This is a genomic window from Neoalteromonas facilis (assembly GCF_002807665.1).
Lineage (GTDB): Bacteria > Pseudomonadota > Gammaproteobacteria > Enterobacterales > Alteromonadaceae > Alteromonas_E > Alteromonas_E facilis.
On the sequence record NZ_PEAY01000003.1, the window covers coordinates 224,014 to 250,966 of the forward strand.

At 44.7% G+C, this 26,953-nt stretch carries 18 protein-coding genes; 12 read left to right on the forward strand and 6 right to left on the reverse strand.

Features of this window, described 5'->3' with window-relative positions:
* Positions 1-81 precede the first annotated feature (81 nt).
* Complete coding sequence (locus CSH93_RS09385; protein ID WP_100642993.1) at positions 82-1,986, forward strand: M1 family metallopeptidase; 1,905 nt, start codon at positions 82-84, stop codon at positions 1,984-1,986.
* Positions 1,987-2,003: 17 nt separating this feature from the next.
* Here CSH93_RS09385 and CSH93_RS09390 read toward each other — a convergent pair whose 3' ends face one another.
* The 4 genes from CSH93_RS09390 to CSH93_RS09405 form a co-directional block, all read right to left on the reverse strand.
* Positions 2,004-2,435: a hypothetical protein gene (locus CSH93_RS09390; RefSeq protein WP_100642994.1), complete on the reverse strand. Its 432-nt coding sequence runs from the start codon at positions 2,433-2,435 to the stop codon at positions 2,004-2,006.
* Between the two features lie 104 nt (positions 2,436-2,539).
* A complete protein-coding gene (locus tag CSH93_RS09395; RefSeq protein WP_100642995.1) occupies positions 2,540-2,917 on the reverse strand; it encodes a hypothetical protein in 378 nt (125 codons plus the stop codon).
* 63 nt (positions 2,918-2,980) lie between these two features.
* Complete coding sequence (locus CSH93_RS09400) at positions 2,981-4,561, reverse strand: GGDEF domain-containing protein (RefSeq protein ID WP_100642996.1); 1,581 nt, start codon at positions 4,559-4,561, stop codon at positions 2,981-2,983.
* A gap of 15 nt (positions 4,562-4,576) precedes the next feature.
* The gene (locus tag CSH93_RS09405) at positions 4,577-5,995 is read right to left on the reverse strand and encodes a bifunctional metallophosphatase/5'-nucleotidase (protein ID WP_164078337.1); all 1,419 of its coding nucleotides are present in this window, start codon (positions 5,993-5,995) and stop codon (positions 4,577-4,579) included.
* Positions 5,996-6,245: 250 nt separating this feature from the next.
* Here CSH93_RS09405 and CSH93_RS09410 point away from each other — a divergent pair, with 250 nt between their 5' ends.
* From CSH93_RS09410 to CSH93_RS09445, 8 genes are all read left to right on the forward strand, one after another.
* Positions 6,246-6,620, forward strand: a complete 375-nt coding sequence (locus CSH93_RS09410; RefSeq protein WP_100642998.1) for a DUF2750 domain-containing protein — start codon at positions 6,246-6,248, stop codon at positions 6,618-6,620.
* A gap of 192 nt (positions 6,621-6,812) precedes the next feature.
* Complete coding sequence (locus CSH93_RS09415) at positions 6,813-9,200, forward strand: TonB-dependent receptor (RefSeq protein WP_205663269.1); 2,388 nt, start codon at positions 6,813-6,815, stop codon at positions 9,198-9,200.
* Positions 9,201-9,396: 196 nt separating this feature from the next.
* On the forward strand, positions 9,397-10,680 hold the full coding sequence (locus CSH93_RS09420) for a ribonuclease J (protein WP_100643371.1): 1,284 nt from the start codon (positions 9,397-9,399) through the stop codon (positions 10,678-10,680).
* Between the two features lie 143 nt (positions 10,681-10,823).
* Positions 10,824-12,500 (forward strand): AMP-binding protein, encoded by a 1,677-nt coding sequence (locus CSH93_RS09425; protein ID WP_100643372.1) that lies wholly within the window; start codon positions 10,824-10,826, stop codon positions 12,498-12,500.
* A gap of 247 nt (positions 12,501-12,747) precedes the next feature.
* Positions 12,748-13,173 (forward strand): type 2 periplasmic-binding domain-containing protein, encoded by a 426-nt coding sequence (locus CSH93_RS09430; protein WP_100642999.1) that lies wholly within the window; start codon positions 12,748-12,750, stop codon positions 13,171-13,173.
* Positions 13,174-13,187: 14 nt separating this feature from the next.
* Entirely contained in the window at positions 13,188-14,351 is a 1,164-nt protein-coding gene (locus CSH93_RS09435) for a porin (protein WP_100643000.1), read from the forward strand.
* A gap of 58 nt (positions 14,352-14,409) precedes the next feature.
* On the forward strand, positions 14,410-14,829 hold the full coding sequence (locus tag CSH93_RS09440; RefSeq protein ID WP_240615558.1) for a type 2 periplasmic-binding domain-containing protein: 420 nt from the start codon (positions 14,410-14,412) through the stop codon (positions 14,827-14,829).
* A 16-nt stretch (positions 14,830-14,845) separates the two neighbouring features.
* Positions 14,846-15,979, forward strand: a complete 1,134-nt coding sequence (locus CSH93_RS09445; RefSeq protein WP_205663271.1) for a topoisomerase IV — start codon at positions 14,846-14,848, stop codon at positions 15,977-15,979.
* A gap of 143 nt (positions 15,980-16,122) precedes the next feature.
* Here the strand turns inward: CSH93_RS09445 and dut are convergent, their stop codons facing one another.
* The gene (gene dut / locus CSH93_RS09450; RefSeq protein WP_100643001.1) at positions 16,123-16,578 is read right to left on the reverse strand and encodes a dUTP diphosphatase; all 456 of its coding nucleotides are present in this window, start codon (positions 16,576-16,578) and stop codon (positions 16,123-16,125) included.
* A 416-nt stretch (positions 16,579-16,994) separates the two neighbouring features.
* Here dut and recC point away from each other — a divergent pair, with 416 nt between their 5' ends.
* The 3 genes from recC to recD are packed head-to-tail and all read left to right on the forward strand — an operon-like array spanning position 16,995 to position 25,883.
* Positions 16,995-20,378, forward strand: coding sequence for an exodeoxyribonuclease V subunit gamma (recC, locus tag CSH93_RS09455; RefSeq protein ID WP_164078338.1), 3,384 nt, complete (start codon positions 16,995-16,997; stop codon positions 20,376-20,378).
* Positions 20,375-24,034: an exodeoxyribonuclease V subunit beta gene (recB, locus tag CSH93_RS09460; protein ID WP_100643003.1), complete on the forward strand. Its 3,660-nt coding sequence runs from the start codon at positions 20,375-20,377 to the stop codon at positions 24,032-24,034. The genes recC and recB overlap by 4 nt, the downstream gene beginning before the upstream one ends.
* Positions 24,027-25,883, forward strand: a complete 1,857-nt coding sequence (gene recD, locus CSH93_RS09465; RefSeq protein WP_100643004.1) for an exodeoxyribonuclease V subunit alpha — start codon at positions 24,027-24,029, stop codon at positions 25,881-25,883. The genes recB and recD overlap by 8 nt, the downstream gene beginning before the upstream one ends.
* Here recD and CSH93_RS17920 read toward each other — a convergent pair.
* Positions 25,880-26,953 carry a M14 family metallopeptidase gene (locus tag CSH93_RS17920; protein WP_100643005.1) on the reverse strand — a complete coding sequence of 358 codons (1,074 nt, stop codon included), beginning with the start codon at positions 26,951-26,953 and terminating at the stop codon, positions 25,880-25,882. The genes recD and CSH93_RS17920 overlap by 4 nt on opposite strands.

Sequence of the window (26,953 nt, forward strand, 5' to 3'; positions counted from 1 at the left end):
CGACTGACTCTGATTTATGTGGCTGAAAGGTGTAGAATGAGGCGCACAAAAATAAAATCCACTCAACGTTGAGGAACGTAAATGTTACGACAAGCTCTATTCGCAACGGTAGCCTGTACGCTACTGTTGGCTTGTTCTCCTGCTACGACAGAAGTTTCAAGCACAACCGTCTCAAGCTCGCCAGAAAAGGCCAGTTCTGAAAAGTCCGCCGCTATTAAAGCTGGTGTAGATTATCACTCTTTCGGTAATCCGGATGAAATCCTTGTTAAACATATCAATTTGGATTTGACTGCAGATTTTGATGCCAAGCAGTTGCTGGGTACAGCACAATTAGTGCTCGAGAAAAAAGACCCCAGTGCTCAAACGCTTATCGTGGATACACGTGAATTGGATATTCAAGGTGTAAACGCAAATGGCGAAGCACTTACGTTTGAACTGATGGAAGCTGACCTTGAGTTAGGCGCTGCCTTACACATACAGGTTCCGCAAGGCGTTACTGAATTAACTATCGCGTACGCAACTTCACCCGAAGCGTCAGGTGTGCAATGGCTGACCCCACAACAAACGGCTGGTAAACAGCATCCTTTCTTGTTTACACAAGCACAGGCCGTTCATGCGCGCAGTTTTATTCCGCTACAAGATTCTCCACAAGTACGTGTTACCTACAATGCAACCATTCGTACCCCGGATACATTGTTGGCCGTTATGAGTGCTGCAAACGATCCTGACACGCCGCGTGATGGCGTCTATGAATTCAACATGCCGCAACCTATCCCGTCATATTTGATCGCATTGGCTATTGGCGACCTTGCATTCCAGCCGATGGGTGAGCGCACAGGTGTATACGCTGAACCTGCTTTGTTAGCGGACGCAGCGACCGAATTCTCTGATACTGAAAGTATGCTGATTGCCACGGAAGAAAAGTATGGCCCATACAGTTGGGACCGTTACGACTTATTGATCCTTCCGCCATCTTTCCCATTTGGCGGCATGGAAAACCCACGTTTATCATTTATCACACCAACGGTCATAGCGGGTGATAAGAGCCTTGTAGCGTTGATTGCACATGAATTGGCGCATAGCTGGTCAGGTAACACTGTTACTAACGCAACGTGGCGAGATCTGTGGTTAAACGAAGGCTTCACCACTTATTTAACCTATCGGATCATGGAAATGATTTACGGTACCGACCGTTATAAAATGGAAGCGGTGTTGGGTTATCAAGACTTACAGGCTGATATCAACTCCCTGCCAGAAAATGATCAAATCTTAGCCATTGATTTACGTGGTAGAAATCCAGACGACGTTTTCTCTAATATTCCTTATGAGAAAGGCGCTTTGTTCTTACGAGAGTTAGAATACAAAGTAGGGCGTGAAAACTTTGATCAATTCTTGCTCGCTTATTTTGAAGCCTTTGCATTTAAGAGTATTACGACTGACGAGTTTATTGCTTATTTAGATAAGACATTGTTAGCAGATTACCCTCAGCAGTTGAGCAAAGCACGTATTGAAGAATGGATATTTGCGCCCGGTATTCCTGCCGATGCGCCGGTGCCTGAATCAGACGCATTTAGCAAGATTGATAATGCAAGACAAGCCTGGCTAGAAGGCGCAAGGGCAGCGGGTGATATTAATACCGAGCAATGGACAGTACATGAATGGTTATTCTTCCTGAACAACCTCCCTGATGTACTTTCAAATGAGCAGCTTGCTGATTTAGACACTGCATTTGGATTAACCAGCAGTAAGAATAATGAAATCGCTCATAGTTGGCTTATGATTGCGGTGAAGAACGAATATAAACCCGCCTATGATCGGTTGTATGAATATTTAACGACGATAGGTCGGAATAAATTGGTTAAGCCACTTTACCGTGCTTTATCTCAAACCGAAGAAGGTAAAGCGTTTGCGCGTAAAGCATTTGAACAAGCTAAACCGGGCTATCATCCATTGACGATTAAAGCTAACGAAGGCTTTGTCAAATAATACTCTTCATTGAAGCATTAGCCTGCATTTTGTAGGCTAATGTCTTTATCCGATATATCAAATCCATTCGTTGCTAACCACTGAAGTGCATCATGTTGCTGTGTAAAGTGTTTAAACACTTCAGATTTATTGCTCAATTTAAGCATTCTAGAGACTTGATAGTCTTTTAGCGGGTTGGCAGCGTAAACCACAGCATTGCATGCAACGTTATTGTGTTTACACCATTCTTGCAGCTCTAATATATGCGCCTCACTTTGAGGTGTAGACAATAGCCATTCATCTAAATATGTTAATATGGCCCAAGGCTCTGTCGTAAGATCAGAAGAGATGGTCTTAAGCGCTTTACAGTATTGCTGGGTAATTACTTCGTTCCATGCTCCAGAAATAATGACAATGACGACGCGATCTTCCTGCCATATCTGGTAATGCTTGGTTTTTACTCGATGCATAGCGACTACTTCATTTCAGCTGCACTACAAAGAGTATAGTTGATGTTAAAAATACAGCAAAATCACAACGGTATTCTGATAGAACCCAACCGATTAAATCATCATCACGCTGCGACCTGTTTGGCGTTTGCCGAAGTAGAGATGAGATTGAGCAATTTGTCACAGGCGTTATAATATTTGCGTGAGTTTTGATAATACACACGCTCTACTATCTGACCATTCAGATCCATAATGAAACAAGCCAGTAACTTACCAGATTTAGGCAAGGTTAGGGTATGTACCATCCATTGAGAATAAATGGGGGCTTGAAATAAAAAACGTTTGATACAAAAAGGGAAATCTTTTCCAGCGGGTTTTCCTATACTGGCTGGCACTTCTCCACCAAAACAGGCTTGTACAGTTTGAAACTCATTTTCTGTTGGGGATTGAGCAATACCAAACTTGTCGACTGCTTGATCTATACACGAAAGTCCAAATGTCATAGCGACCACCTTTACTGTTTATATATACAGTATTGGCGATTTTAAGAATAATGCAAGCGAATTTTATTCGCTGTACACGACGACTTGGTCTCTACCTTGTGTTTTAGCCTTGTATAACGCGGTATCTGCACTGTGGATCATACGTTCAGTTGCAGCCGATTCTGGTTGGTTTTCGGTGCAAACCCCGATACTCACCGTCAAGTGGGCTTCTCCACCACTGGCTCGGTGCTGGATATTTAATTGACGAATATGGGTGCATATTTGCTCTGCAAACTCTCTTGCTTCATCCATAGTTGGCCCTAACAGTACACCAACAAATTCTTCACCACCGTATCGAGCGATAAAGTCAGTACCTCTGCGGGCCATTGATTCTAGGGCTTGTGCAACAGCGAAGAGTGTTTCATCGCCTTTTACATGACCATACTCATCGTTGTATTGCTTAAAATAATCCACGTCGATCAATAAAATGGATACTGGTATTTTATTACGTGTCGCGACAGGCAGAATTTGTTCAAGGTGTTCATTGAATGCTCTGCGGTTCGCAATCTTGGTTAAACTGTCGATAAAGCTCAGTTGGGTGAGCTCATTTTTTTGATGTTCAATCGTATCAAATTGGTGCGCTATGGTATTCGTAAGCGTACCGATTTCATCTTTCTCACTTGTTCGTTCAATGACAACTGCACGTTTCGCTTGTTTTAAGATGAGTTCATTGAGTGCAACTAAACGAGACACAACGCGGAATTTAATAAACAATATCAACACCAAGCCAATAAGGAATGTGACGGTATACACCATTAGCGTTACCGAAAATTTTTGTGATGTCGTTTGTGCGAAGTTACTGGTTAATTGCGATTGCTGTTCTGCGAATTGATACGCTCTAAACTCAGCATCTTTGGCTATATCTAAGACGAAGCGCCGAATAAAGTTGCTTTGTCCTTCAATACGCGCTTTTTCACGTAATATCTTTGACTTAATGCTGGTGTAACCTTCGTCAGCAAAGGTGATGGCTTTCAGTTCTTCAATATAAGCATTAATGGATTGTGGTACGTTGCCTTGTTTTTGAATACGCTCGATTTCTGCCAGAATTTTGCTTTGTTGATTTCTTAAGTCTATCAACCTATCGGCATGAAAGAGTCTTGTGATTGACATATGCAATGCAAACAACTGTTGCTTATCGTACTGTTGGCTTAACGTATTCGTTGGGCCGACGGCTATGGTTCGCATAATGTTATCAACGACGCTGTTTGCAACTCGTTGCAAGGACAACGTCTGCGTCATAGCATCTTTAAGAATTTCAAACTCACTTTGGACCGTTTGTAAATCGTTTTGGACACTATTATCAGCGTCTAAGAGTCGGTATATTTCTTCAACTTTCTCATTCACTTCCCTTTGATTTACACGCATTTCGGGTGCACTTTGTGATTGAGCAAATTTCGAAACTAAAAAAGCTAACGCGGTCAACTGACTGTGCAATATGCCGTTGTCTGCCAATGTCGGCACTACGTTTTCGGCAATATGTTGATATGAGGCCTCGGTGTCTGACAATTGTCGGTAGCTAAAGCCTATCATTACCACGAATAGGGTGACGAACAACCCTAATAGGATATTGGTAATGGTTCTTATCGACTGCCTACTTTGTGCCATAAAATCGTAATTGCCTTATTTATCAAGCTTAATGATGCGTTCGCTAACGACAAAGGTTAAATTATTATTGCGTTTAATAGTGCGGGCAACGATATCGGCTATTAGCGGACTGGTCGGTGCCTTTTCGAAATCGCGTTTATATTGCTTAAACATGGTGTAACCGTCGCCGCCATTGTGCAAATAGTCAGTCGTTGCTACTACATACGTTTTACTGAGGTCAATTGGCTCATTATTGATTGTTATTTTAGACGTTCGCTGGCCAATAGGCTGGTTGGGCGAGAACGAAAAGCGAATGCCAGACACTTGAGGAAAACGGCCTTTTGCGTCTGCGTATTGGCTAACGCCATTTTCTAATGCTTGTTTAATATCTTCCCCCGTGACATTGAGAACAACCAATCGGGCCCTAAAGGGGAGCTCTAACAGCAAATCTTGTTGAGTAAACACGTAATTTGCCAAGTATTCGCGTTCTCCACGGATAACACCACCATTAATAATAGCAATGTCACTGTTTACTTCATTGCGTAACGCATCGGCGATAAAGTTACCAAACCCACTTTCTTCTAGACGAACGATATTACGACGCGTACTGAAGGGTGTTTTAACCGTTGCCAAAGATACACTCAATTGTGATTCAAGCCTTTTTTGATAGTGTTCAAGCGTGGCTAAAATGGATGGATCCGGTTCGTAAGACGCGAGTTCCTTGAGTTCCGACGATATCAGGGCCTTAGGTTGGCCATTGTCTTTTATTTGAACATCAATAACGGCGGCATAACCCACTTTATCAATGGTTATTTGATTGGGGTGAACTTGAATGCGTTGTTCTGACGGTACAACATTGTTTGGGTCACTTTGGATTGCAAGATCGATTATGCCTTTATTAAGTGCGTCAGGAATAAAGTCAAATGCATCAGAATGCAGCAAAATAATGACATCTGCACCTTCTTCCCGCAATACTGTAGCCCGTCTCTCAACCGAAGACTGTGGAGAATGAATACTGATGCGTTGGAGCAGGTATTCTTCAGTGATCTGCGGCGCTAAAATGGATATAAACCCGAGGTTTACATTTCCTTTAGACACAAGCAATTGGGCGTATATCCCATCAAGTGGTTCCTGCGTGTATAGGTCAATAGCGTTAGACAATAAAAGAGGGAATGAGGCTTCATAACTACGTAAAATAAGTTCATCTTCAAAATAACTGAACTCACGTTTCGTGACGCCCATGACATCAGGGGAAAGCAGGTTAAGAATATCGATAATGTGCGAACCTGAATCAAACGATGCGAGGGGGCTAGGCGCCAGGCTTGCACCACCAAAGATGAATCCGACGTTATTGTTTGATGTGCGTTCTTGCTTTAAAAGAGTGGCAAGTTCAGCGTAATCCCCATGATCTGGAGACGCAATTATAGGAAGATCAGCGGCATATAATAAACGCACATGTCTTTCACCGAAGCATGGCGAAGATATGAACCCGATTAAGATAGCTATTACCGCAAATCGCTTTTGCATATGTTCAGGATTAAATAGTTGATATTCTTATAATAAGCGTGGACCGCGAGAAATGCTATAAGATTAAGGTCTGAGGTGATAGATGACGCCTATTAAATAAGTGTCTATGCATATTTTTGTATCAGATAGATAATTTTTTACGGTAGGCTAACCTCTCTTTGCAATAGGACACATCAAAATGAACGATAGAAATCATTCTCCAGACCTGAACGACATGTTAGCGGCACCAGCAGATAAGCGAGTTCAAATTTTTGACCAATTGGTCAATGAGAATCAACTGATTTGGATACTGTCCGATGATGATGGTGCCGTTATGCTGACAACTGATGATGATGACTGTATCCCAGTTTGGCCAACACAAGAATCAGCAGAACTATGGCGCAACGAAGAATGGAGTGATTGTTCGGCTACACCGATCAGTTTAAAAGATTGGTTTGCTCGTTGGACAATGGGTATGCAACAGGATGACCTATGCGTCGCAGTGTTTCCTGTGCCAGGTGAAGATGGCATGGTGCTGTTACCGGAAGAGCTTGAAACACTTCTTAAACATTAACGTTCGCTCGGTATAGTATGATTTAACTGAATGTTGATTATTTGTAAGCAATTGTTCAATAACTTGTAACTTGACTGGATTATTGATAAACATTGGAATGCGCAGGGGATCAAGGCCTACGATCGCCTGCGCGTAGTAATTGCTTTCCATAAAATATAAAGAACATTGGATGTTAAATTAAGGAACACACGAATGAAAAACGCGAACTCAACTATGCAAAAATCGTTGTTAGCGCTGGCTGTATCAGGCTTGTTTGCTGCGCCAACGTTAGCACAAGAAACACCAGATGATGAAAATATAGAAGTCATTATGGTAACGGCAACAAAACGCTCTACTTCTTTGCAAGAAGTCCCTTTTTCCATAAACGCTCAAACACAAGATGATATAGAGCGGGCAGGGGCAACCAACCTAGAAGAATTGACGCGTAGCGTAGCCGGTGTCTCAATTCAAAACTTAGGGCCTGGACAAAGCCAAGTGGCTATGCGTGGTGTGTCAGCGGGACAGATAGTACGTGACCAACCCGGTGTTAAAGAACAAGTGGGTGTATACCTAGATGAGAGTGTTATCTCATTATCATTATTTACCCCAGACCTAGATTTATACGATTTAAATCGCGTAGAGGCTTTGCGCGGACCTCAGGGCACACTATTTGGTAGCGGCTCTATCGGCGGTACTTTGCGTTATATTACCAATGAACCTGAAATTGGTTTTACTGAAGGGTCTTTTGAAGCGAACCTGAATACAGTCACGGATGGCGGTACAGGCAATCATATTAAAGGCATGATTAACGTACCGTTAACTGATGATACTCTGGCACTTCGTGCGGTTGTGTATCGCACTGATTATGCAGGTTTCATTGATGCATTAGGTGAAAATAATACGCGTAAGAAGGACGTTAACGATGGTGATCGTACCGGTGGACGTGTTGCACTTAAGTGGCAACCAACAGAAAACCTAACGATTACGCCACGCGTTATTTTCCAACAAATTGATATGGGTGGTTTTAACCGTCAGGAAGTGTTTAACCTGTTTGCTAACCCTTATACCACTACTCGCCCAGCCATTCAGTTAGGTGAACGTGAACAGTATTTGCTGTTGGATGAAGGATTTGAGGACGATCTAACTATATTTGACGTAACGGCTGCATGGGAACTTGATAAGTTCGATGTGACAGCGGTATATAGCTATACAGACCGTGACATTCTTGTCAGCCGAGACGCCAGTGCTCTAACCGGTTCAGTTAGTGTTGACCTCGGCTACCCTGATGCTGCGGTATTATTACCGTCTAACCTTCAGGATCGTACTCAAGTTGAACAAGATACGTTGGAACTTCGAGCGGCCTCTACGACAGAAGGTCCTTTCCAATGGTTAGCGGGTGTATTCTTCTCAGATACGCAACGTGTGTACTCTCAGCGTTTGCCAACCCCTGGTTATGATGCCTTCACCGATTCAGTTCTAGGTGAAGGTGTATCGGCTGCAGTGGCGAATGGTTTTCCATTGAACTCTCCATACAATGCCGACCTTCCGTATGATTTGGAACAAACGTCAGTATTTGGTGAAGTTAACTATGATGTGAATGATGATTTAACCATCACAGCGGGGACTCGCTTCTATGATTACGAAGAAAGCCGTCGCTTTACCACTGGTGGTTTATTCTCAAACGGTGATGACCAAGTAGACTCAACGACTTCAGATGGCTTCACGTCTCGTGTCATTGCGAACTACAGTATGAACGATACGGTTAACCTGAATGCGCAAATCTCGCAGGGCTTCCGTCTTGGTGGTGTAAACGATCCACTGAACGAAACGTTATGTAACGATAGCGACAGAGCCGTATTCGGTGGTTTCCAAGATTATGATGATGAAACCCTCATCAACTATGAATTGGGTATGAAAGCTGCCGCTAAAGGTTGGACGGCTAACGTAGCTGCATTCCGCAATAATATTGATGATTTACAAGTCACGCTTGACGCAGGCTCTTGTTCTTCACGTATTTCATTCAACGTTGAAAAAGCGTTTACTCAAGGTGTTGAATTTGAATTTACACGTCAGGCAACAGATTACTTATTTGTTAGTCTTGCGGGTTCACTTATTCAAGCAGAGTTTGATTCAACGGTCTTAGACAGCAATGGTAATGTGATTGGCGGTGTAGCGAAAGGTAATCGCTTGGCGTCAGTACCTGAACTACAATTTGCGTTTGCAACGACTTACACGTTCCCAACGCCACTGTTTGATTCGGTTAACACTTACATGTCTGCATCATTGCAATACGTAGGCGATCGCATTACCCAGCCAAGTGACCAAGTTGCGGGCGCGGGACAGTTTGTGTCGAATCTTCCGTTTGGCGGAGCCAGTGGTCTTGAGCAAACGAACTTAGACTTAGAGCTTGGTAGCTACCAGACGCTGAATCTAAATATGGGCTTCGAATACGATCAATGGGAAGCATTGCTATACATCAACAATGTACTGGATGAAAATGCAGACCTTTCATTTGACCGTGAACGTGGTGGTCGAGCGCGATTGGCGTACCGTACTAATCAACCTAGAACGATTGGTGCAACCTTCCGCTATTTCTTCTAATAGCTAATCGAAAGGGTGTCATAGACACCCTTTTTTTTACCTTGTCAGATATACCAATAGTCGAATATGCATCGCCTATTGTTTCTGTTAGCGTATTCTTCATACAACATTAAATATTCAGGAGTTGGTGATTTCTTTGGTCGCAAATGAGCAGCAATTGTGGTTTTTGCCGCTAGGAGGCACTGGTGAAATTGGCATGAATATGAACCTGTATAGCCACAATGGACAGTGGCTTATGGTTGATTGCGGCATTACCTTTGACGAACCTATTTTCCCTCACGCCAGTGACCGCTTCAGAGTTGTGGCGGCCGATCCCAGTTTTATCAGTCAGCAAAAAGAAGCCTTAGTTGGGATTGTGATAACACATGCCCATGAAGACCATATTGGTGGACTGGCTCACTTGTGGAAACGTTTGGGCGCGCCAGTTTATTGCACACCTTTTACCGCCGAGGTTCTGCGCAGAAAGCTCGCGCAAAAAGGGTTGGATGGTCAAGTGCCGATTACTATTTTACCGCTTGATGGAGCTGCGACTGTTGGGCATTTTCACCTACGTTGGTTGCCAATAACCCATTCACTACCGGAGCCAAGTGCATTGCTGATCGAAACCCCCGTCGGTAAAGTTTTCCACACAGCCGACTGGAAAATTGACGATAAACCCGGGGTCGGCAGTGCTTTTGATAAAGCGGCTTTTAAACAGTTAGCGCAGGATCCTGTTTTAGCCATGGTTTGCGATTCAACCAATGCGCTTAAATTTGGTCGTTCAGTGTCTGAATATGAGTGCTATAAAGGTTTATATTCGTGTGTTTCCGAACAGAAAGGGCGAGTAGTGGTAACTTGCTTTGCCAGTAATATAGCGCGTTTGATTGCCATAGCTAAGGTAGCGAAAGCGACAGGGCGCTATGTCGCGTTGTTGGGGCGAAGTTTGCAAAATATGGTAAGCGTTGCGCGTTATACCGGTTACTGGCCGGAAGATGTTGAGCTAATTGATCCGTCTCATATTGGTTATTTGCCTAAACATGAAGTTCTGGCTATCGCGACAGGAAGCCAAGGTGAACCAAGAGCAGCATTGTCGCGATTAGCGCTGGACAATCACATGGATCTGGCGCTTGACGCCGATGATTGTGTGATTTTTAGCGCAATGATTATTCCTGGCAATGAAGTTGAGGTTGAACGGTTGCTCGTTCAGTTCGAAAAACGCAATATCCGTGTCATTTTGTCTGAAAAGAGTGAGTACGTTATCCATGCCTCTGGGCATCCTTGTAAAGATGAATTATTTGAAATGTATCAGTGGGTTAGGCCTCAAATCGCGATACCTGTTCATGGTGAAGCCGAGCATATTGAAGCAAATGCTAAGGTGGCGAAAACAGCAGGGGTGACAAAATCATTCGCCGGGCAAAATGGCGATCTATATCAATTAGCGCCTCAACCTATGCTTAAACGTGCAGCGGTTAAGTCAGGTCGGATCATCATTGAGGCTTGATAATATTGTTGTGCGAAGAGCGGCTACCAATTGCTCGAATAAACATGACTTATAGGTCGACTTATTAATATTGAATTTGGCAAAGCTAACAGTCTTAATTAGCCTATGTAAATGCGATGTTAATTGGTCTAACATAAATGAATATGCCACTACAGAAAGAAGCACTTATGACTATTATTCAATCCCCCGTCTCACCATTGGCAATGTTATATAAATGGGAAAAGGAACGTCCCGAAGCAATTTATCTTAAACAACCGGTGAACGGTGTTGTTAATGAGTATACATGGTCTGATGTCGCTACTTTGGTTCGCAAAGCTGCCAATAGATTGGTTTCGCTTGGCCTAGAACCGGGAAGTCGCATATGTATTTTGTCGAAAAACTGCATGGAGTGGTTTATTGCAGACCTCGCTATCATGATGGCTGGGCATGTGTCCGTGCCTATTTTTTCTACGGCCGGCCATTCAACTATCGAATACGTGCTAAATCATTCCGACACTAAGCTAATTTTTGTAGGCAAGCTTGACGACACTGAAAATCAGATAAAAGCTATCCCAAGCCATATTAAATCGGTGGCCTTTCCATACCCGAATATAAATGTGGACGAGCAATGGAACGACTTTATTGATATTGAGCCACTGCAAGGTGAGCCCGACGTTGATATGGATGCGATGGCTACGATTATTTATACCTCTGGTAGTACGGGTATGCCAAAAGGTGTTGTACATACGTTTAATACTATCTGTTGGGCGGCGCGTAATTCACTGAATACGCTTTCGGTATGTGAAAAAGACCGCATCATTAGTTACCTGCCGCTTGCTCACATTACGGAGCGGGTGTTATTGGAGTTGTCGAGCGTGTATTCATCTGCGCAAGTCAGTTTTGTTGAATCGTTGGATACCTTCCAGCGAGATGTGGTGGCGTGCCAGCCGACCTTGTTTATTTCTGTACCGCGTTTGTGGACTAAGTTCCAAATGGGCATCTTGTCTAAAATGCCTCAGAAAAAGCTTAATTTATTGCTGAGTATTCCAATTGTTAAAGGAATGGTTGCGCGCAAAATACGTCAAGGTTTGGGCATTGATCAGGCTCGTCTTTGGGCCAGCGGTTCTGCACCTTTGGCACCTGCAGTTATTAAATGGTTCGAACGTATCGGCGTTAAAATCAGCGAAGGTTGGGGGATGACGGAAAACTGCGCTTATGGTACCAGCAGTGTTCCGTATCGTTCTGATAAAATTGGCTGTATTGGTCATGCCTATGAAGGGGTACAAATTCGTATTTCTGATGAAGGGGAAATACAAGTTAATTCCCCATGTAATATGAAAGAGTACTATTTAGATCCGGAGAAAACCGCTGAGGCATTTACCGAAGATGGTTGGTTGCGTACAGGGGATAAAGGAACTATCGATAGCGACGGCTATGTACGTATTACAGGGCGTTTAAAGGATATCTTTAAGACGGCTAAAGGGAAGTACGTAACACCCGCTCCGATAGAAGCCAAAATTATGGAAAACCCAATTGTTGAACAAGTGTGCGTTACGGGTACCAACTTGCCGCAACCTATCGCACTGTTGGTGCTATCAGCAGATGCTGCAAAGCAACCAAAAGAAGAAGTTGAAGCATCATTGCTTGCAACACTTGAGAAGATTAATGCGGGGCTAGAAAGTCACCAACGCATGGACCGCATGGTTGTCATGAAGGATGAGTGGTCAATTGAGAATGATCTGCTCACGCCAACGTTAAAAGTAAAACGTCATATATTAGAAGATCGGTTTGTTGACGTTATTCAGAAAAAATATACTGGCAAGGTTGTGTGGAGCGACTAAACTCTTGATTAAGAACAGGGTTTTGTTCATCGAATAGTCGATATAAGACTATCGAGACGGCAGCATAAAAGAGGAGGCTAATGGCCTCCTTTTTTTTTAGGACCTAGACGCAAATATAGGGAGATGGTTGTCTCAAAGGATACTGGCGTATGAATTTAAATAACTAATAATGGTTGTTGAAGTGATTCGTCATCATTACATTGCGCGCCGCTAACTTAATGATAACACTCAATAAATGAGGAATTGCATGTTGAAAAAGCACATGATAATAATGGGAATGGCGATAGCGCTGTCTGTTGTCAGTCACTCTGTGTTGGCAGAAGTCGTGATGGTCGTTCACCCAAGTAACGCAGAGGCAATTGATGCCAAGGTGGTTAAGCGTATTTTCTTGGGTAAAGATAAAAAATACCCCGGCGGCGCTGAAGCAACGCCGATCAACCAAGTCGCTGAGTCCGATGTGAGAGGACAATTTGATGACAGCATCATCGGCCGGAGTTCCGCACAAGTTTCTGCATACTGGTCTAAGCTAGTTTTTACAGGTAAGGGGGTTCCACCGACTGAAGTGAAAGATGATGCAGAAGTAATCGCTACAGTCGCAGCAGATCCAAGTGCTATCGGTTATGTTGATAGCGCTTCTGTTACTGGTGACGTTAAAGCTATATCAGTTAACTAAGGTTGGGGTTTCCTATGAAAAAATATTTCGCAATGACAGCAATTGCATTGGCCTTGAGTTCAGCGGCGCATGCAGAAGTGAGAATTAACGGGTTCGCTAACCTAGTGGGCGGAATGACGAGCAGCGATGACACCCTGTATGGTTATGATGACAATATCAGCTTCAGTGAAGATAGCTTATTCGCCATTCAGATCAGCGGTGACATTAACGATAAAATGACAGCAACAGCGCAATTATTGGCGCGCGGAGCTGAGGATTATGATCCGGATTTTGAATGGGCATATTTAACCTACGCGGCTAGCGACAACCTTACCATTACTGCTGGGCGTTTTAGATTGCCTTTATTTACCTATTCCTCTTCGTTAGATGTTGGATACTCCTATCATTGGTTGTCTGTGCCATCAGTGGTATATGACGTCCCCTTTAACAATATGGACGGTATCAAGATTGCTAAAACCGGTTTGGTTGGAGATTGGGACTATTTGCTCGATATAAATTTTGGCCAATTCAAAGGCGAAACCTTTGGTGCAGATAACATTGGTGACAATACCGGTTTAGTCTCGTTGCAATTCAGTGATGGCGAGTGGACTGTGCGTGGCGTGTATGGCCGTACCAGTACAACTATCGATTTGACCCGCTCTACGGATCCTGTTGGTCTGTCGGTCGGCCAGGGATTTGCCGCACTCGAAAGCCTGGGGTTTGCAGAGCTAGCTGGTAACTTAAAAATTGAAGAGGACACCGGCGAGTTCGTTGGGGTCAGTGTGACCTATGACAACTTTGACTATTTTTGGGGCGCTGAATACACCAATGTCAAAGTGGATGACAGTTTTGCCAATGATGATGATGCATTTTATCTCACGGCTGGAAAACGCTTTGGAAAGTGGACTCCGTCGATTACGTACGAAAGCTTCGAATCTAGCGGCGATGTTAAATACGCGAATAAGATTGCTGCGATAGGTGCTGCACCATTACCCGCTGAAGTGATTGCACAGTTAATGGGGGTTGCCATAGGGTCGCAAATGGCACAGCAAGATGAGTTTGATGTTGTGACTGCGACTATTCGCTATGACTTTGATACCAATATTGCCATCAAGGCTGATGTTAGTCGGTATTCAGATGATGTCGATGCATCTGCAGATGCGACCTTGGTGCGGTTTGGAGTGAACTACGTTTTTTAAGTTAGACAGAGCTGGGGAGTCCCCGCTTTATGAGGACCATTGAATTAGGAGAATTTCAATGAAAGCAATACGATCAGCGATATTGGCATGTGCATTTATGGGATTGTCTGGGGCGGTGCTTGCCGAGACGGTTGTTATCGTGCATCCAAGCAACAATGCCGCGTTGGATGAAAAAAGTGTCCAGCGCATATTTCTCGGCAAGGAAAAGAAGTTCTCTGATGGAGGTGAATCGATTCCTGTCAATCAAGTTCCCGAATCTGCAGTGCGGGCAGACTTTGATACCAACATATTAGGGAGAAGCTCTTCACAAGTCTCGGCTTATTGGTCCAAGTTGGTCTTTACAGGAAAGGGCGTACCACCCAAAGAAGTATCCAGTGATGCGGAAGTCATTGAGTTGGTGGCCAAAAATCCAAGTGCGATTGGATACATAGATTCGGCCTCCTTAACCGACGCCGTTAAATCAGTCAATTTAAACTAGGTTAGGAGTGACCAATATGAAAAAGACAATTGGATTAAGTTTGTTGGCATTGATTGCCGCACCATCAGCATTGGCTGAAGTTCGTATTAATGGGTTTGCTAACTTAGTTGGCGGTATTACTAGCAGTGATGATTCACTTTATGGCTACGATGACAATATTAGTTTTAGTGAGCAAAGCCTATTTGCAGTCCAAATCAGCGGTGACGTAAATGAACGAATGACCGCCACTGGTCAGCTCGTGTCTCGGGGCTCAGAGGACTATGATGTTGATTTCGAATGGGCATATCTGACTTACCAGGCAACCGACAACACCAGCATATCAGCCGGTCGTTTGCGCATGCCTTTGTTTCGCTACTCAGATTCACTGGACGTTGGTTATTCGTATCATTGGGTTGTGGCTCCTGCGTCGGTATACAATGTGCCTTTCAATAATATTGATGGTGTACGAGTCGATTACAGCGGTTACAGCGGTGATCTTGAGTATGTACTTCAGTTTACGGGCGGTAAAATAGACAGTGATTTCACCTTAGCGGGGCAGAGTGCGCGATTAGAGGTGAATAACGTCATGGTAGCCACTGCTGACTTTTCCTATTTAAATTGGAAGTTACGTGGGGTGGTAGCGCGTGGTGATGCAACCTTTGATATCCCAGCATTAGCGCCTGCGTTGGCGCAATTAGGACAAATAAGTTCGGAGTTGCAAGGCCTGCTCGCGGCTGAAGATGATAGTGGTATTTTCTATGGCATAAGCCTCGAATATGATGCGTTTGATTGGTTTATCGGTGCTGAATACACAGGTGTTGAAATAGAAGATAGCTTCTACCCAGATGAAACTAACTATTATGTCACGGCAGGCCTAAGACATGGAAAATGGACGCCCTTTATCACCTATGAGAAACAAGATCTAAATGGTGGATTGAAGTTTCAATCACAAGTTAGCGCGTTCCCTGAGCCAATTAGAGGGCCTCTAGGTCAATTGGTCGCAGGTATTCAAGCACCAGCGATTACTGAAAACTCTACTACCTCTATTGGCGTGCGTTATGACTTGGATGTCAACGTGTCATTAAAGGCAGATTTTAGTCGATACTCGGATGATCTAGATGACTCTGAAGACGCTTCTCTGGTGCGTTTTGCCGTGAATTACGTATTCTAGAAACGTTGAGTTTAACGTTATAAAAAGGCCGAACTTACACGTTCGGCCTTTTTGATTGCTCCTTGAGCAAATCAGTGCATGGAAACAAGCGAAGTAACGTTAACTCAATAAAGAGTCGCTACTGCAAATTACTCTTTGATGACTTACTCAACGCCAGTTGAACCAAAACCACCTTCACCGCGCTGGCTTTCACCAAATTCATTTACAATCGAGAATGCCGCTTGTACCACTGGTACAAATACTAATTGCGCAATTCGATCTCCGCTTTCAATGGTGAAAGACTCATGGCCGCGGTTCCAACACGATATAAACAACTGCCCTTGATAGTCAGAGTCTATTAGACCCACCAAATTGCCCAATACGATGCCGTGTTTGTGACCTAGCCCTGAGCGGGGAAGGATTGTGGCGGCTAGACTGTTGTCAGCAATATGTATGGCAATCCCTGTCGGCACTAGAAATGTCTCGCCGGGATTTAGCGTGATCGTTTCATCAAGGCATGCACGCAAATCGACACCTGCCGAGCCATCCGTCGCATAGGTCGGTAATGGAATAGTGTCGCCAATTCGCTTGTCTAAAATCTTAAGTTCAATTGATTGCATGAATAGTTTTCTTTGTTTTTTGGAAAGGCGTCAAGTTTACTGTTTTTTTCGGATATTGCATCCGAAAAGCTATACAAAACATACCTTAGGCAGCGTTGCACTATCCTAAAGCAGCTTTGCACCAATTGAGACTGTCAACTCAACGAGAGTGTCTGCGTGAAAGTTGTAACGCATTGAAAATGCTAGTAAAACAAAGTTGGTATCAATAGTGCTATGTAGAAGTGTTAACTGAGTTTTAAGTTACATGGATGATTATAAAGTGCCAGGCAACGCTTTATTGTCGGAGTAGCTTTAAACAAAATAACCTTACCCGTACGAATTTTACGTGTCCTGAAATTCGTACGGGCTTTTTCTCCCTATGCTTTCCCTGAACTATCATTTAACATGTCGTTATATCGATTTATTATTCAAGCACTTTGCTCAGGTTATACCCTTCAAACAAACTCGAACATCTAGCTGAACTGTTAGGCGCGGTAATGCAAGCGTCAAGGTGCAGTGATGAGCATGTAAAAGCTGTATTACGTCCACAAACCGTGCTTGTCGAAAGCCTTGGAATGCAGCATTGGCTGAATATGCAACTTGCCTCAACTACGGGTATTGCGATGAATTTGCAATTTCCAATGCCGACCCGGTTTATGTGGGAAGTTGCCCGTACTTTACTCGGTGAGGAGCTTGTTCCTCAGCAGTCAACCTATAAACGTGAAGTACTAACATGGCGTATCTACCGGTTAATTAACTCAGGTCGCTTTATTGAACAGCCAGAGTGTGAAGCGCTGCATCAGTATTTCCAACGAGTAGGCAATGAGCAGGGGAGGCACCTCGACCTCGATCAGTTTGAATTGAGCCGCTCAATTGCGGATGTGTTTGAACAATATATGTTGTATCGCCCCGATTGGTTAGCATCATGGGAATCGGGTGCATCGGTGTTTTCCGATCACAATGGAAAAAGTCACGAATCTTGGCAAGCCCATATTTGGCGAGCGTTAGTTGAAGAGGAGCCCCTTCATCCAGCAAAATTGCATCGCATGGCAATTGATAAACTGGCTGCATTAGAGGCAAACCAGCGCTCCCTTCTGCCCCAGCATATCTACGTGTTTGCACTCAATACGATGGCCCCCCAGCTAGTAGAGTTTTTCAACGCGCTAGGGAGCTATTGTGATATTCATATCTTTCATTTAAACCCCTGTATGGACTATTGGGGAGATGTGCAGTCCGATAAAGCACTGGCGCGTCAAGCGCAACTTACGCGTTGGCTTGATGAACAGTCACATAACCCAATGTTGGCCAATATGGGTCAGCAAGGACGTGATCTGTTTAATTTATTGCAACAGCAGCCGGTGTTTGAAATAAGCGCGTTTGAAACGCCTCGTCCGCGTAATGGTATTGAGGGAGCGGCTGAAAAAGACACGTTATTGACTCAAGTTCAGCAAGCAATTTTTGAGGGGGCCAGTGTACCCAGTGAGCACTGTGAAACCAGTGATGATGACTCAGTTGTAGTGGTTAAGGCTCATAGTCCATTGCGAGAGTTACAAGCGTTACACGATCATTTACTTGATGCATGTGAGCAAGATCCGTCGCTATCGCCGCAGGATATTTTGGTCATGTGTCCAGCTATTGAAGACTATGCACCTTATATTTCATCGGTATTTGATACACACGCAAGCGGTGGGTCAGCTGAAGTCAGGCTACCTTGTTCTGTTGCTGACCGTGCACCGCTTGATAGCATCCAAGAAGTGGCGATGTTCATGCGCCTTTTAGAGTTGCCAGATAGCCGTTTTGAAGTAAGTGCCATCATTGAGTATTTGCGTGTAGATGCGATCCGTCAGCATTTTAACTTTAAAGAAGAAGAGCTGGGTTTAGTTGAGCAGTGGTTATCAGCCGCTAATATTCGCTGGGGTCTAGATGCTCAACATCAGCAACTCTTGCTGGTAAATGAAGAAGATAGTGCATTGCAGCGGGATGGTATTTATAGCTGGTCTTGGGGGCTTGAACGCTTGCTCTTGGGCTTTTTGCATACTGATGAGAATGTATTGTTTGATGGCGTTTACACCGTGCCAGATGTTGAAGGTGGCAAAGCCGAATCATTAGGCAAGTTATGTTGGTTGTTAGAGCAATTGCAGGCGCATCGGCAATCTTTACAACGTGATCGGACAATTGAGGGGTGGCAAGTTTATTTACATTCGCTGAAACAAAGTGTGTTTGGTGACATGCAAGACGCACCTAAAGCGGCGAGTAAGATCGATAAAGCAATCGCTGATCTGTATACCCATCTGAGTATGGCGGCTTATGATGAAACGATTAGTCTTGCGGTACTGAGAACAGCCATTAACCGGAGTTTTACTCAACCCGACGCAATTAATCAGTTCATGACCGGGCAAATTACGTTTTGCTCAATGCTACCGATGCGCAGTATTCCATTTAAGATGATCGCGATGTTGGGATTAAATGATGGCGATTTTCCGCGTCCTTCTAGCGTTATGTCGATAGATTTGATGTCATATGCTCAAAAACGTTTAGGCGACCGTTCGCGACGAGGGGATGACCGATATCTGTTTCTGGAAGCACTAATTTCAGCCCGACAGAAGCTATACTTAAGTTATCAAGCGAATCAAGTAAAGGACAACAGCGAACGCCAGCCAAGTCTCGTATTACGAGAGTTTTGTGATTACGTTAAAGCCCGATTTACACCTCATGAAAGTGTCAGCGCAACGCCTTACAAAGCCTATCAATTGCCATTACATGCCTATTCAACTAGCCATTATCAGGCGGAACGGCACGATGTCATACAGAGCTATGATCAAGGATGGTGTCGATTGGCTGAAGCGCTCCATACCAGCGCAGAAAGAGCGTTATCAACTGATACTGACTGGGCATTAGATGAGATGGCTGTGGAGTCAGTATCAGTGGAAGAACTGCAAAGGGCTTTTGCTGATCCGCTTAAATATTTTGCCAATCATCGATTAGGTCTTTATCTGGAACAGCCGGCTCCACTTTTGGATGACATTGAGCCTTTTACTGTCGATAGATTAACGCGATATCGATTTTTGCATGATGCAATAGCATCAGAGCTAGCACACGAAACTGACGATGCCTTTGTTGAAGCATATTTTGCCAGTGGCGACATTCCGCGTACGAGTATTACGCAGCAGGTGGTCGCCGATTGGCAAACGCAAGCCCAAGTGCTATTAGCCCAAATCGCGGACGCCCCTCAACAAATCCAATCTATTAGCGCGCTTATCGATGGGGTGGCGATCAATGGTCGCACCGTGTTAGTTGATGCTGATGAGAACGCTGAGGTACTTAACACGCTGCATTGGCACATCAGTGAGTTGCGACCTAAACACCATTTTAAGCATCGTATTGAGCAGTTGATATGCAGTGTAAATAGTCAGCGAACGGTTGGCGGGAAGGCCTTTTTTATCGCCGACAATAAGGGGCAAATAAATATTCGCCAGGTTGACTATTTACCGATTACGCCGCAGGAAGCTAGCGAGCAATTGCACAGTATACTGGCTGAATATCAACAAATAGTTCGCAGCCCGTCATTTAGCTTTGTCGATCTGGGGGAAGTGCTGCACAAACAAGTACCGTTTGAAGATTCTGCATCATTGTGGGGGGCTGTGGAAAAGTTATGCAGGCCTCAGATGATGGGGATGTCACTTGCCGATAGCCCTTATTGGCACTGGTTTAATCCAACTCAAGATTTGCCTGATTTTAGTCAATTGCAGAAGATCCATGCCCTGTATTCACCGATATTTAGTGCAGTCGTTAACGTTAAAGCGAAGCGGGGGGGCGCATGACGATTTCAAGCAAGGCCCATCCACAAGCGTTGAGCGTTGAAACGCTACCTTTGAGCGGAATACATTTAATTGAGGCAAGTGCAGGCACGGGTAAAACCTATAATATTACACGCATTTACTTGCGACTTATCATTGAGCAGGGGCTAGACGTTCAACAGATATTGGTGATGACGTACACCAATGCCGCCACGCAAGAGTTACGTGGCAGAATAACCGAAACGTTGCAGTTGGCATTGCGCTTTTGGACGGATCCCCAAACTCAGACATCAAACGGTGAACCTGTATTGTCTGAGCTGTATTCGCGCATTGATAGTGAACTGGCACAACAGCGGATAAGGCTAGCCATATTGCATATGGATGAGGCAGCGATATTCACCATCCATGGGTTTTGCCAAAGGATGCTACAGACCATGGCGTTTGATACCGCAAGCCCGGTTTCAATGACGCTGCAACAAGATCATAGTGCATTAGTGGAACAAGCTGTAGCGGATTGGTTTAGATTGCAGCAGCGTAATGATGTTGTACTTGAGTCTTTAGCCTCATCTGGCTGGCATACACCAGATGCGTTTCTAAAGACGTTTTATGAGCTTATTTTTACAACCGAAGAACTTGTTGTCGTAACTGAAACTGATATCCAACAAGACTTTGAACAAAAGATTGCAAAGATTAGCGCACAATTACAGCCTACATTACAGGCACATTATCAGCATCTAAAATCCCAGCAGCCAATTATTTGGGAGGACTTAATTGCCTCGCAAAAGACACGGGCGGCACAAGAGAGCCGTGAAGAGGAATGGCAGGTGCTATTGGATTGGCTAGCGACCGGTGATGTTATTGATATTCCCAAAGCCGTTGGAGACTTCTTAAACGGGAGACGTTATTCGAGCCGGCCGAATAGCAAAGCAATTCTACTGCCATTGGCTGATGAACGAAAAAACCTCATCAAAAAAGTCAGTGCTCTGCAGGATAAACGTCAAAAGCTATTGGAAGAGAGTCGTGTATATCAGCATGTCGCAGATGCTGTGCAGTGGATACGTCATCGTATTGCCGAACAAAAGCGAAAATTAGGTGAAATGGGGTTTAACGACCTCATCAGTAATATGGCGAAAAGTGTAACGTCATCAGCAGATTTTGCGGCCCGGCTAAGTGAACAATTTCCAGCGGCATTGGTGGATGAATTTCAAGATACCGATACGCACCAGTATCAAATGCTACAGGCAATCTATGTATCACCGAAAAACGTTGCTAACTCTACTCGTTTACTGATGATGATTGGGGACCCTAAACAAGCCATTTATGGGTTCAGAGGCGGTGATATTTTCACCTACTTAAAAGCCCGTTCTGATGCTGATTATTTATGGTTGATGGATACCAATTGGCGCTCAGTCGCAGAGATGGTTAATGCCTATAATCATGTTTTTGATGGCCATGCAATAAGCGGCAAAACCCGCGCCGTATTTGGTGAAAATATTCATTATGAGCGCGTAAATTCAACCGAGTCCTCTGCAGCGGCTGCCAGACCACTGAGCGATCCATATGAGTCGCAGCGTGGTGCCATTACTTATATCTATGCTAATCAGCAAGATGAGTCTCTAACGGAAGCGCAGGCAAAGCCTATCAATAAACAGAAAATTGCAGCGTGGTGCAGCATTGAAATTCAGCGTTTGTTGGCGACCGTAAAAATAGGGGAACACCCTCTTAATCCAAGTGATATAGCGATATTAGTGCGTGATTGGCGCGAAGCTGAACTGATCAGCAATGCGCTTCGCCAAGTAAACCTCAATGCTGTTTACTTGAGCGACAAAACCCCACTCTTTGCAAGTCTAGAAGCACTGGAATTATTACGCGTATTTGACGGTGTTTGGCATTATCAGCGAGACAGTTTGGTGATCACCGCACTTTCTACATCTTTGCTCAATACGCCCGTACACGTGCTGCATCAAATGCAAGCGGATCCGTTGGCAGACGACTGGACCCAGCAGCGCTCGCGCATCGTAGAGCTGCGCAAAATGTGGCAGGAACAGGGGGTTCTGGCGTTTATTTTTAGTTTGTTGCGTCATGATTATCAGCCAGACGCCATGAGTGAACGTGCGCTGACCAATTTTGTGCACTTAGCAGAGGTGCTACAGCAGCTACAACAGCGATCATCCCATCCGTTGCAGCTGATTCAATGGTTACGTGAGCAAATCAATCAACCGGATATAAGTGAAGCGTATCAACAACGACTCGAATCTGATGCGCAATTGATTAAAATAGTGACTCAACACAAATCGAAAGGGCTCGAATATCCTATTGTGTTTGTGCCATTTGCCAATGAATACAGCAACCCGACCAAACGAGGCAATAGCTCGCTTAGGATTTACAACTTTTTTGACCCGACGCGAAATAAACGGATCTGCCAATTGGGACAAACGCAAAATGCAGACAAGTGGGTAACGCAACAGAGTCACGAAGAGACTGTACGATTGCTCTATGTGGCTATCACGCGGGCGGAGTATCGCTGCTACCTAGGGGTGTATGAAACGCAAAGCGCGCATGACTCGGCGTTGGGTATTGCCCTAGGTATGCATGACTCTCAATGTGACAGTTGGCAGGCATTATTGCGGCATCAACATACACATGAGAAAAGTCATGCGGCGATGTTATCAGCTGACGATACGCCGCAGGAAGAGACGTTAATTACGCAGAGTGAAGAGTCTGCACCGTTACGCTGTCGTCAGTTCAACGGCAAGATCCAGCGAGACTGGCGACTCCATTCGTTCAGTGGACTCACACGCATGTCTCATACGCTAGATGTTACAACGCGGGAAGTTGAGTCAACGTCAATTGAGGCTGTATTGTCTGCGCAGAGTGAAGAAGGCCAGGCCGATGCATTTAGGTTTAGCTTCGAAAAAGGTGCCAGTGCAGGCAACTTGTTACACGACGTACTTGAGCTTGCAGATTTTAGTCATGCAGACTGGCCTGAGCTATGCCACCAAGTTGCACCGCAATATGGTCCGTTATTAAAGCCTGAATCATTCGGAGACATGGCGGATTGGTTATCAGAAGTTGTCCAAACGCCTGTGATACAAAACCACTCAGGGCAAACGATAAAACTGTGTGACCTAGCGCAGCATCAAACCCTAAGAGAAGCGGAGTTCTACTTCCCCTTAGATAAAGTAGACCTTACCGTTTTGCGACGTGTACTTGAACAACACAGACAACAACTCGTTGATGATGGGCGCCTGATGTCTAGTTATGCCAATGCATCAGACTTTTCTTTGCAGCGCTCTCTTCGCGGGATGATGCATGGCTTTATTGACTTAATATTTGAAGTGGACGGGCGTTATTATGTGGCCGATTACAAGTCGACTCATTTAGGGAATGAACTGCAGAACTATCAGCCGCATTTGTTGGCTGCCAACAATGCTGAGCATTTGTATGATCTGCAATATTTGATTTACGCCACTGCTTTACATCGCTATCTAAAAGTGACACTCACCGACTATGATTTTGATACGCATTTTGGTGGTGTTTCGTATTTGTATCTGCGCGGTATGCATCCGGGTAATGTGCAGGGAGAAGGCGTGTTTAGTTGCCAGTTGAACGCAGAAACTATAATCACATTAGATGATTTATTCGCAGGGCGGTTGAAAGAGGTTAACGTCAGTGACTAACGCCGATTTCAATCAATACATGCAGCAGTGTGATGGCATTTCGTCGCTCGACTATTTTGCCGCAAAAGCCCTATTTTCACATGCGCGAAGCCTTTCTTCAGACAGTCTATATGAGCGTTGTTTTACTTATGTAATGGCGCTCGTCTGGGCTCAGCGAAATGGACATGGTTGTGTGCCATTGAATGAAATGGCAGAGCACACGTGGTGGCAAAATCGAGAAGCCGGTAAAGGTGGTGTTACTTTTCCGTCGCTGTTGACTGTTGAGCAGGATCTCGAAGAACTGTTATCGGTATTGCCAGCGCCAACGCCCATAGTCTTGTATCAGAATCGGCTGTATTCCAGTCGTTTTTTCTATTTTGAACAAGAAATTCAACATCAGTTGAAGAAGTTTAATCAGCATTCTAGTACCGATGATGGCGCATTACAGCGTGTCAGTGCTGTTTGGCCGAGTTTGTTTCCTAAGGACAACCGTGATGATGCAATGGATTGGCAACAAGCGGCGGTCGCACTTGCTGTTCAGCAACAATTGTTATTGTTGTCCGGGGGGCCAGGAACAGGCAAAACTTACACCGTTGCACGCTTGCTTGTCGCGATGCAAATAGCGCATGAAAAACCGTTAAGAATTGGTCTGGCTGCACCGACAGGAAAAGCTGCTCAGCGTCTAAGTGAATCATTGATCAGTAACTATGAAACGTTGAGCTCTTCCCCCGAGCTGGCGAAGACGGTTGTGGGTATGCCAACCAAAGCGGTCACGCTTCATCGTTTGCTAGGCCTGCGAGAAGCGCAAGTTAGCACAAAATTTAACAAGGAAAATCGTTTACCGCTGGATGTGCTTGTTGTGGACGAGAGCTCGATGCTGGACATCGCGCTATTTGCGCGAGTCCTACGTGCACTTGAGGACAGTTGTAAACTCATTTTTGTCGGTGACTCTCACCAATTACCGGCAGTAGAAAGCGGTAACGTGCTGCCGATGATTATGCCTCATTCGAGCAATAGTTTGGATGAGCAGCAATGGCAATGGGTAACGCAATTGATAGGGGGCAATGTGCCGGCTGAGGTTGCCGAGATACCCGCCTATGCGATCAGTCTGACGCAAACGCATCGCTTTGGTGGCGCATTGGCTGAACTTGCGCAAGACACATTAAAGGCTAAAGGTGATCAGCAAAGCGCGTTACATGTATGGCAAAAACTGTCGGTATACTCTGGTGATGACGATATCCCTGTCGATCTCACGCACAACTCAGAGCTTGAGCAGCGATTAGATGACTGGATCAGCGAATATTATCTGGCGGTAAGCCATGAAACAACGGATCCCGTTAAAGCACTCGAGTCAGCAATGCGCTTTCGCGTTTTGTGTTGTTTGCGTCGCGGCACAGATGGTGTTGAGCATATAAATGAATGGATAGAGCATCGGCTAAAACGGAAACTCGGTTTATCACTAGAACAACGTTTTTTCCATGGTCAGATTGTGATGGTCACCCAAAATATGCCAGGGTTGGATTTGTTTAATGGAGATACGGGAATTGTCTGGCAAGGCGATGGGGGACAGTTGAAAATCGTTTTCCAACAGCAAGATAAACAACGAGTTCGTTCGGTCGACTTACAAAGAATCACAGCCATCGAATCTGTTTTTGCAATGACAGTGCATAAATCGCAAGGCAGTGAATTTAACCATGTTGCGCTGGTTTTACCGTTAGCTGGCGGTGACCAATTGCTGTCAAATCAGTTGATCTACACGGCCATTACACGCAGTAAACAACGCCTATCGATTGTCAGTAGTCAAGATCGTTTTGTTGCGACTATCGCGCGAGGAGAGAGTCGTTGGAGCGGTTTAGCGCCACTGCATTAACATTCAAACAAGGCATTGCTGTCTTGTTCTTGCTCGAATTCCTGTGTGTAAGGGTTAAGGCTCTCAGCATCGACGAAGTAAAATACACAATCACTTTTCGCGATATCTGAGCAAGTGGTTGCCATAAAGAGTTTCATTGCACTTAATGGGCGCAATTCACCGTTTTCCACTTTAAAAAAGCGACTGACATGAATGTCAGTGCCTTCGAGTTCAAAATTTTCTAGGCCACCATGGTCCGTCCAACCAAGACAGACTGATTCATCACTGATGCCAAAGTTGTATTTTTCAAGTTCCTGATTAAAAGTGACATTCACACCAAAAACGGGCCTATCCGAGTATGCAATACTGATGTCGTTGTTCACCCTGCAGCGTATAGGGCGATGAAGAATATCGATGGGTTGTTGCAGGCTGAAAGGGGATTCGCTTTTCAGCAGCTGGCATAGGCCATTATAGGCATTGAAGTCAGACTGTGGGTCATGCACGCCGCCAGCTTCAACCGTTATAACAGGGAAAGCAAAGGGCACTTCCATCAGAGCACCAAGCTCAATGTCGGTGTGGATCAACCAGCGAGAAAAGAACGAAGCCAGCGCTAACTGTTGATGCTGATAGCGGGTTGCAACACAAAAAATGGGGCCACTACCTGATGTGTTATGCACATCTATGAGGAACTCCGGGTGCAAGGCAATAATGAAGTCCATGATCGACTTTGCCAATTTGCCATTGAAATCTTCATATGGAGGCTGAAAGCAACGATTGAGATCGCGTTCACCGGGGAGTTGTCTGTGAGTAAGCGGCGGTTCTAGTTGCGCGGCTGAAACACTTGCAACAATTATGTAAGTGTCGAATAGCGGAACAAATTTCTCGTTTATGAGCTGATGCAGCACATGAAAGCCACTGGGTTCATTGGCATGCAAAAGTGTGGTTATTACACGACATCTACTGCCACTGTTTTTACCTTTAAAAAGGAACGCGGTAGGACCCGTTAATTGAGTTAAGAAATTGTGCACTGTTCCTGTCTCTACAACAGCAGCATCAACCACGACAATATTTCCCGATGTTGCTTTACTCAT

Coding starts and splice junctions, on each gene's coding strand:
- CSH93_RS09415 (WP_205663269.1), top strand. CDS start 6,813: ATGAAAAACGCGAACTCAACTATGCAAAAATCGTTGTTAGCGCTGGCT.
- CSH93_RS09440 (WP_240615558.1), top strand. CDS start 14,410: ATGAAAGCAATACGATCAGCGATATTGGCATGTGCATTTATGGGATTG.
- CSH93_RS09420 (WP_100643371.1), top strand. CDS start 9,397: ATGAATATGAACCTGTATAGCCACAATGGACAGTGGCTTATGGTTGAT.
- CSH93_RS09385 (WP_100642993.1), top strand. CDS start 82: ATGTTACGACAAGCTCTATTCGCAACGGTAGCCTGTACGCTACTGTTG.
- CSH93_RS09410 (WP_100642998.1), top strand. CDS start 6,246: ATGAACGATAGAAATCATTCTCCAGACCTGAACGACATGTTAGCGGCA.
- recB (WP_100643003.1), top strand. CDS start 20,375: ATGACGATTTCAAGCAAGGCCCATCCACAAGCGTTGAGCGTTGAAACG.
- CSH93_RS17920 (WP_100643005.1), bottom strand. CDS start 26,953: ATGAGTAAAGCAACATCGGGAAATATTGTCGTGGTTGATGCTGCTGTT.
- CSH93_RS09390 (WP_100642994.1), bottom strand. CDS start 2,435: ATGCATCGAGTAAAAACCAAGCATTACCAGATATGGCAGGAAGATCGC.
- CSH93_RS09395 (WP_100642995.1), bottom strand. CDS start 2,917: ATGACATTTGGACTTTCGTGTATAGATCAAGCAGTCGACAAGTTTGGT.
- CSH93_RS09445 (WP_205663271.1), top strand. CDS start 14,846: ATGAAAAAGACAATTGGATTAAGTTTGTTGGCATTGATTGCCGCACCA.
- CSH93_RS09435 (WP_100643000.1), top strand. CDS start 13,188: ATGAAAAAATATTTCGCAATGACAGCAATTGCATTGGCCTTGAGTTCA.
- CSH93_RS09430 (WP_100642999.1), top strand. CDS start 12,748: ATGTTGAAAAAGCACATGATAATAATGGGAATGGCGATAGCGCTGTCT.
- CSH93_RS09425 (WP_100643372.1), top strand. CDS start 10,824: ATGCCACTACAGAAAGAAGCACTTATGACTATTATTCAATCCCCCGTC.
- dut (WP_100643001.1), bottom strand. CDS start 16,578: ATGCAATCAATTGAACTTAAGATTTTAGACAAGCGAATTGGCGACACT.
- CSH93_RS09400 (WP_100642996.1), bottom strand. CDS start 4,561: ATGGCACAAAGTAGGCAGTCGATAAGAACCATTACCAATATCCTATTA.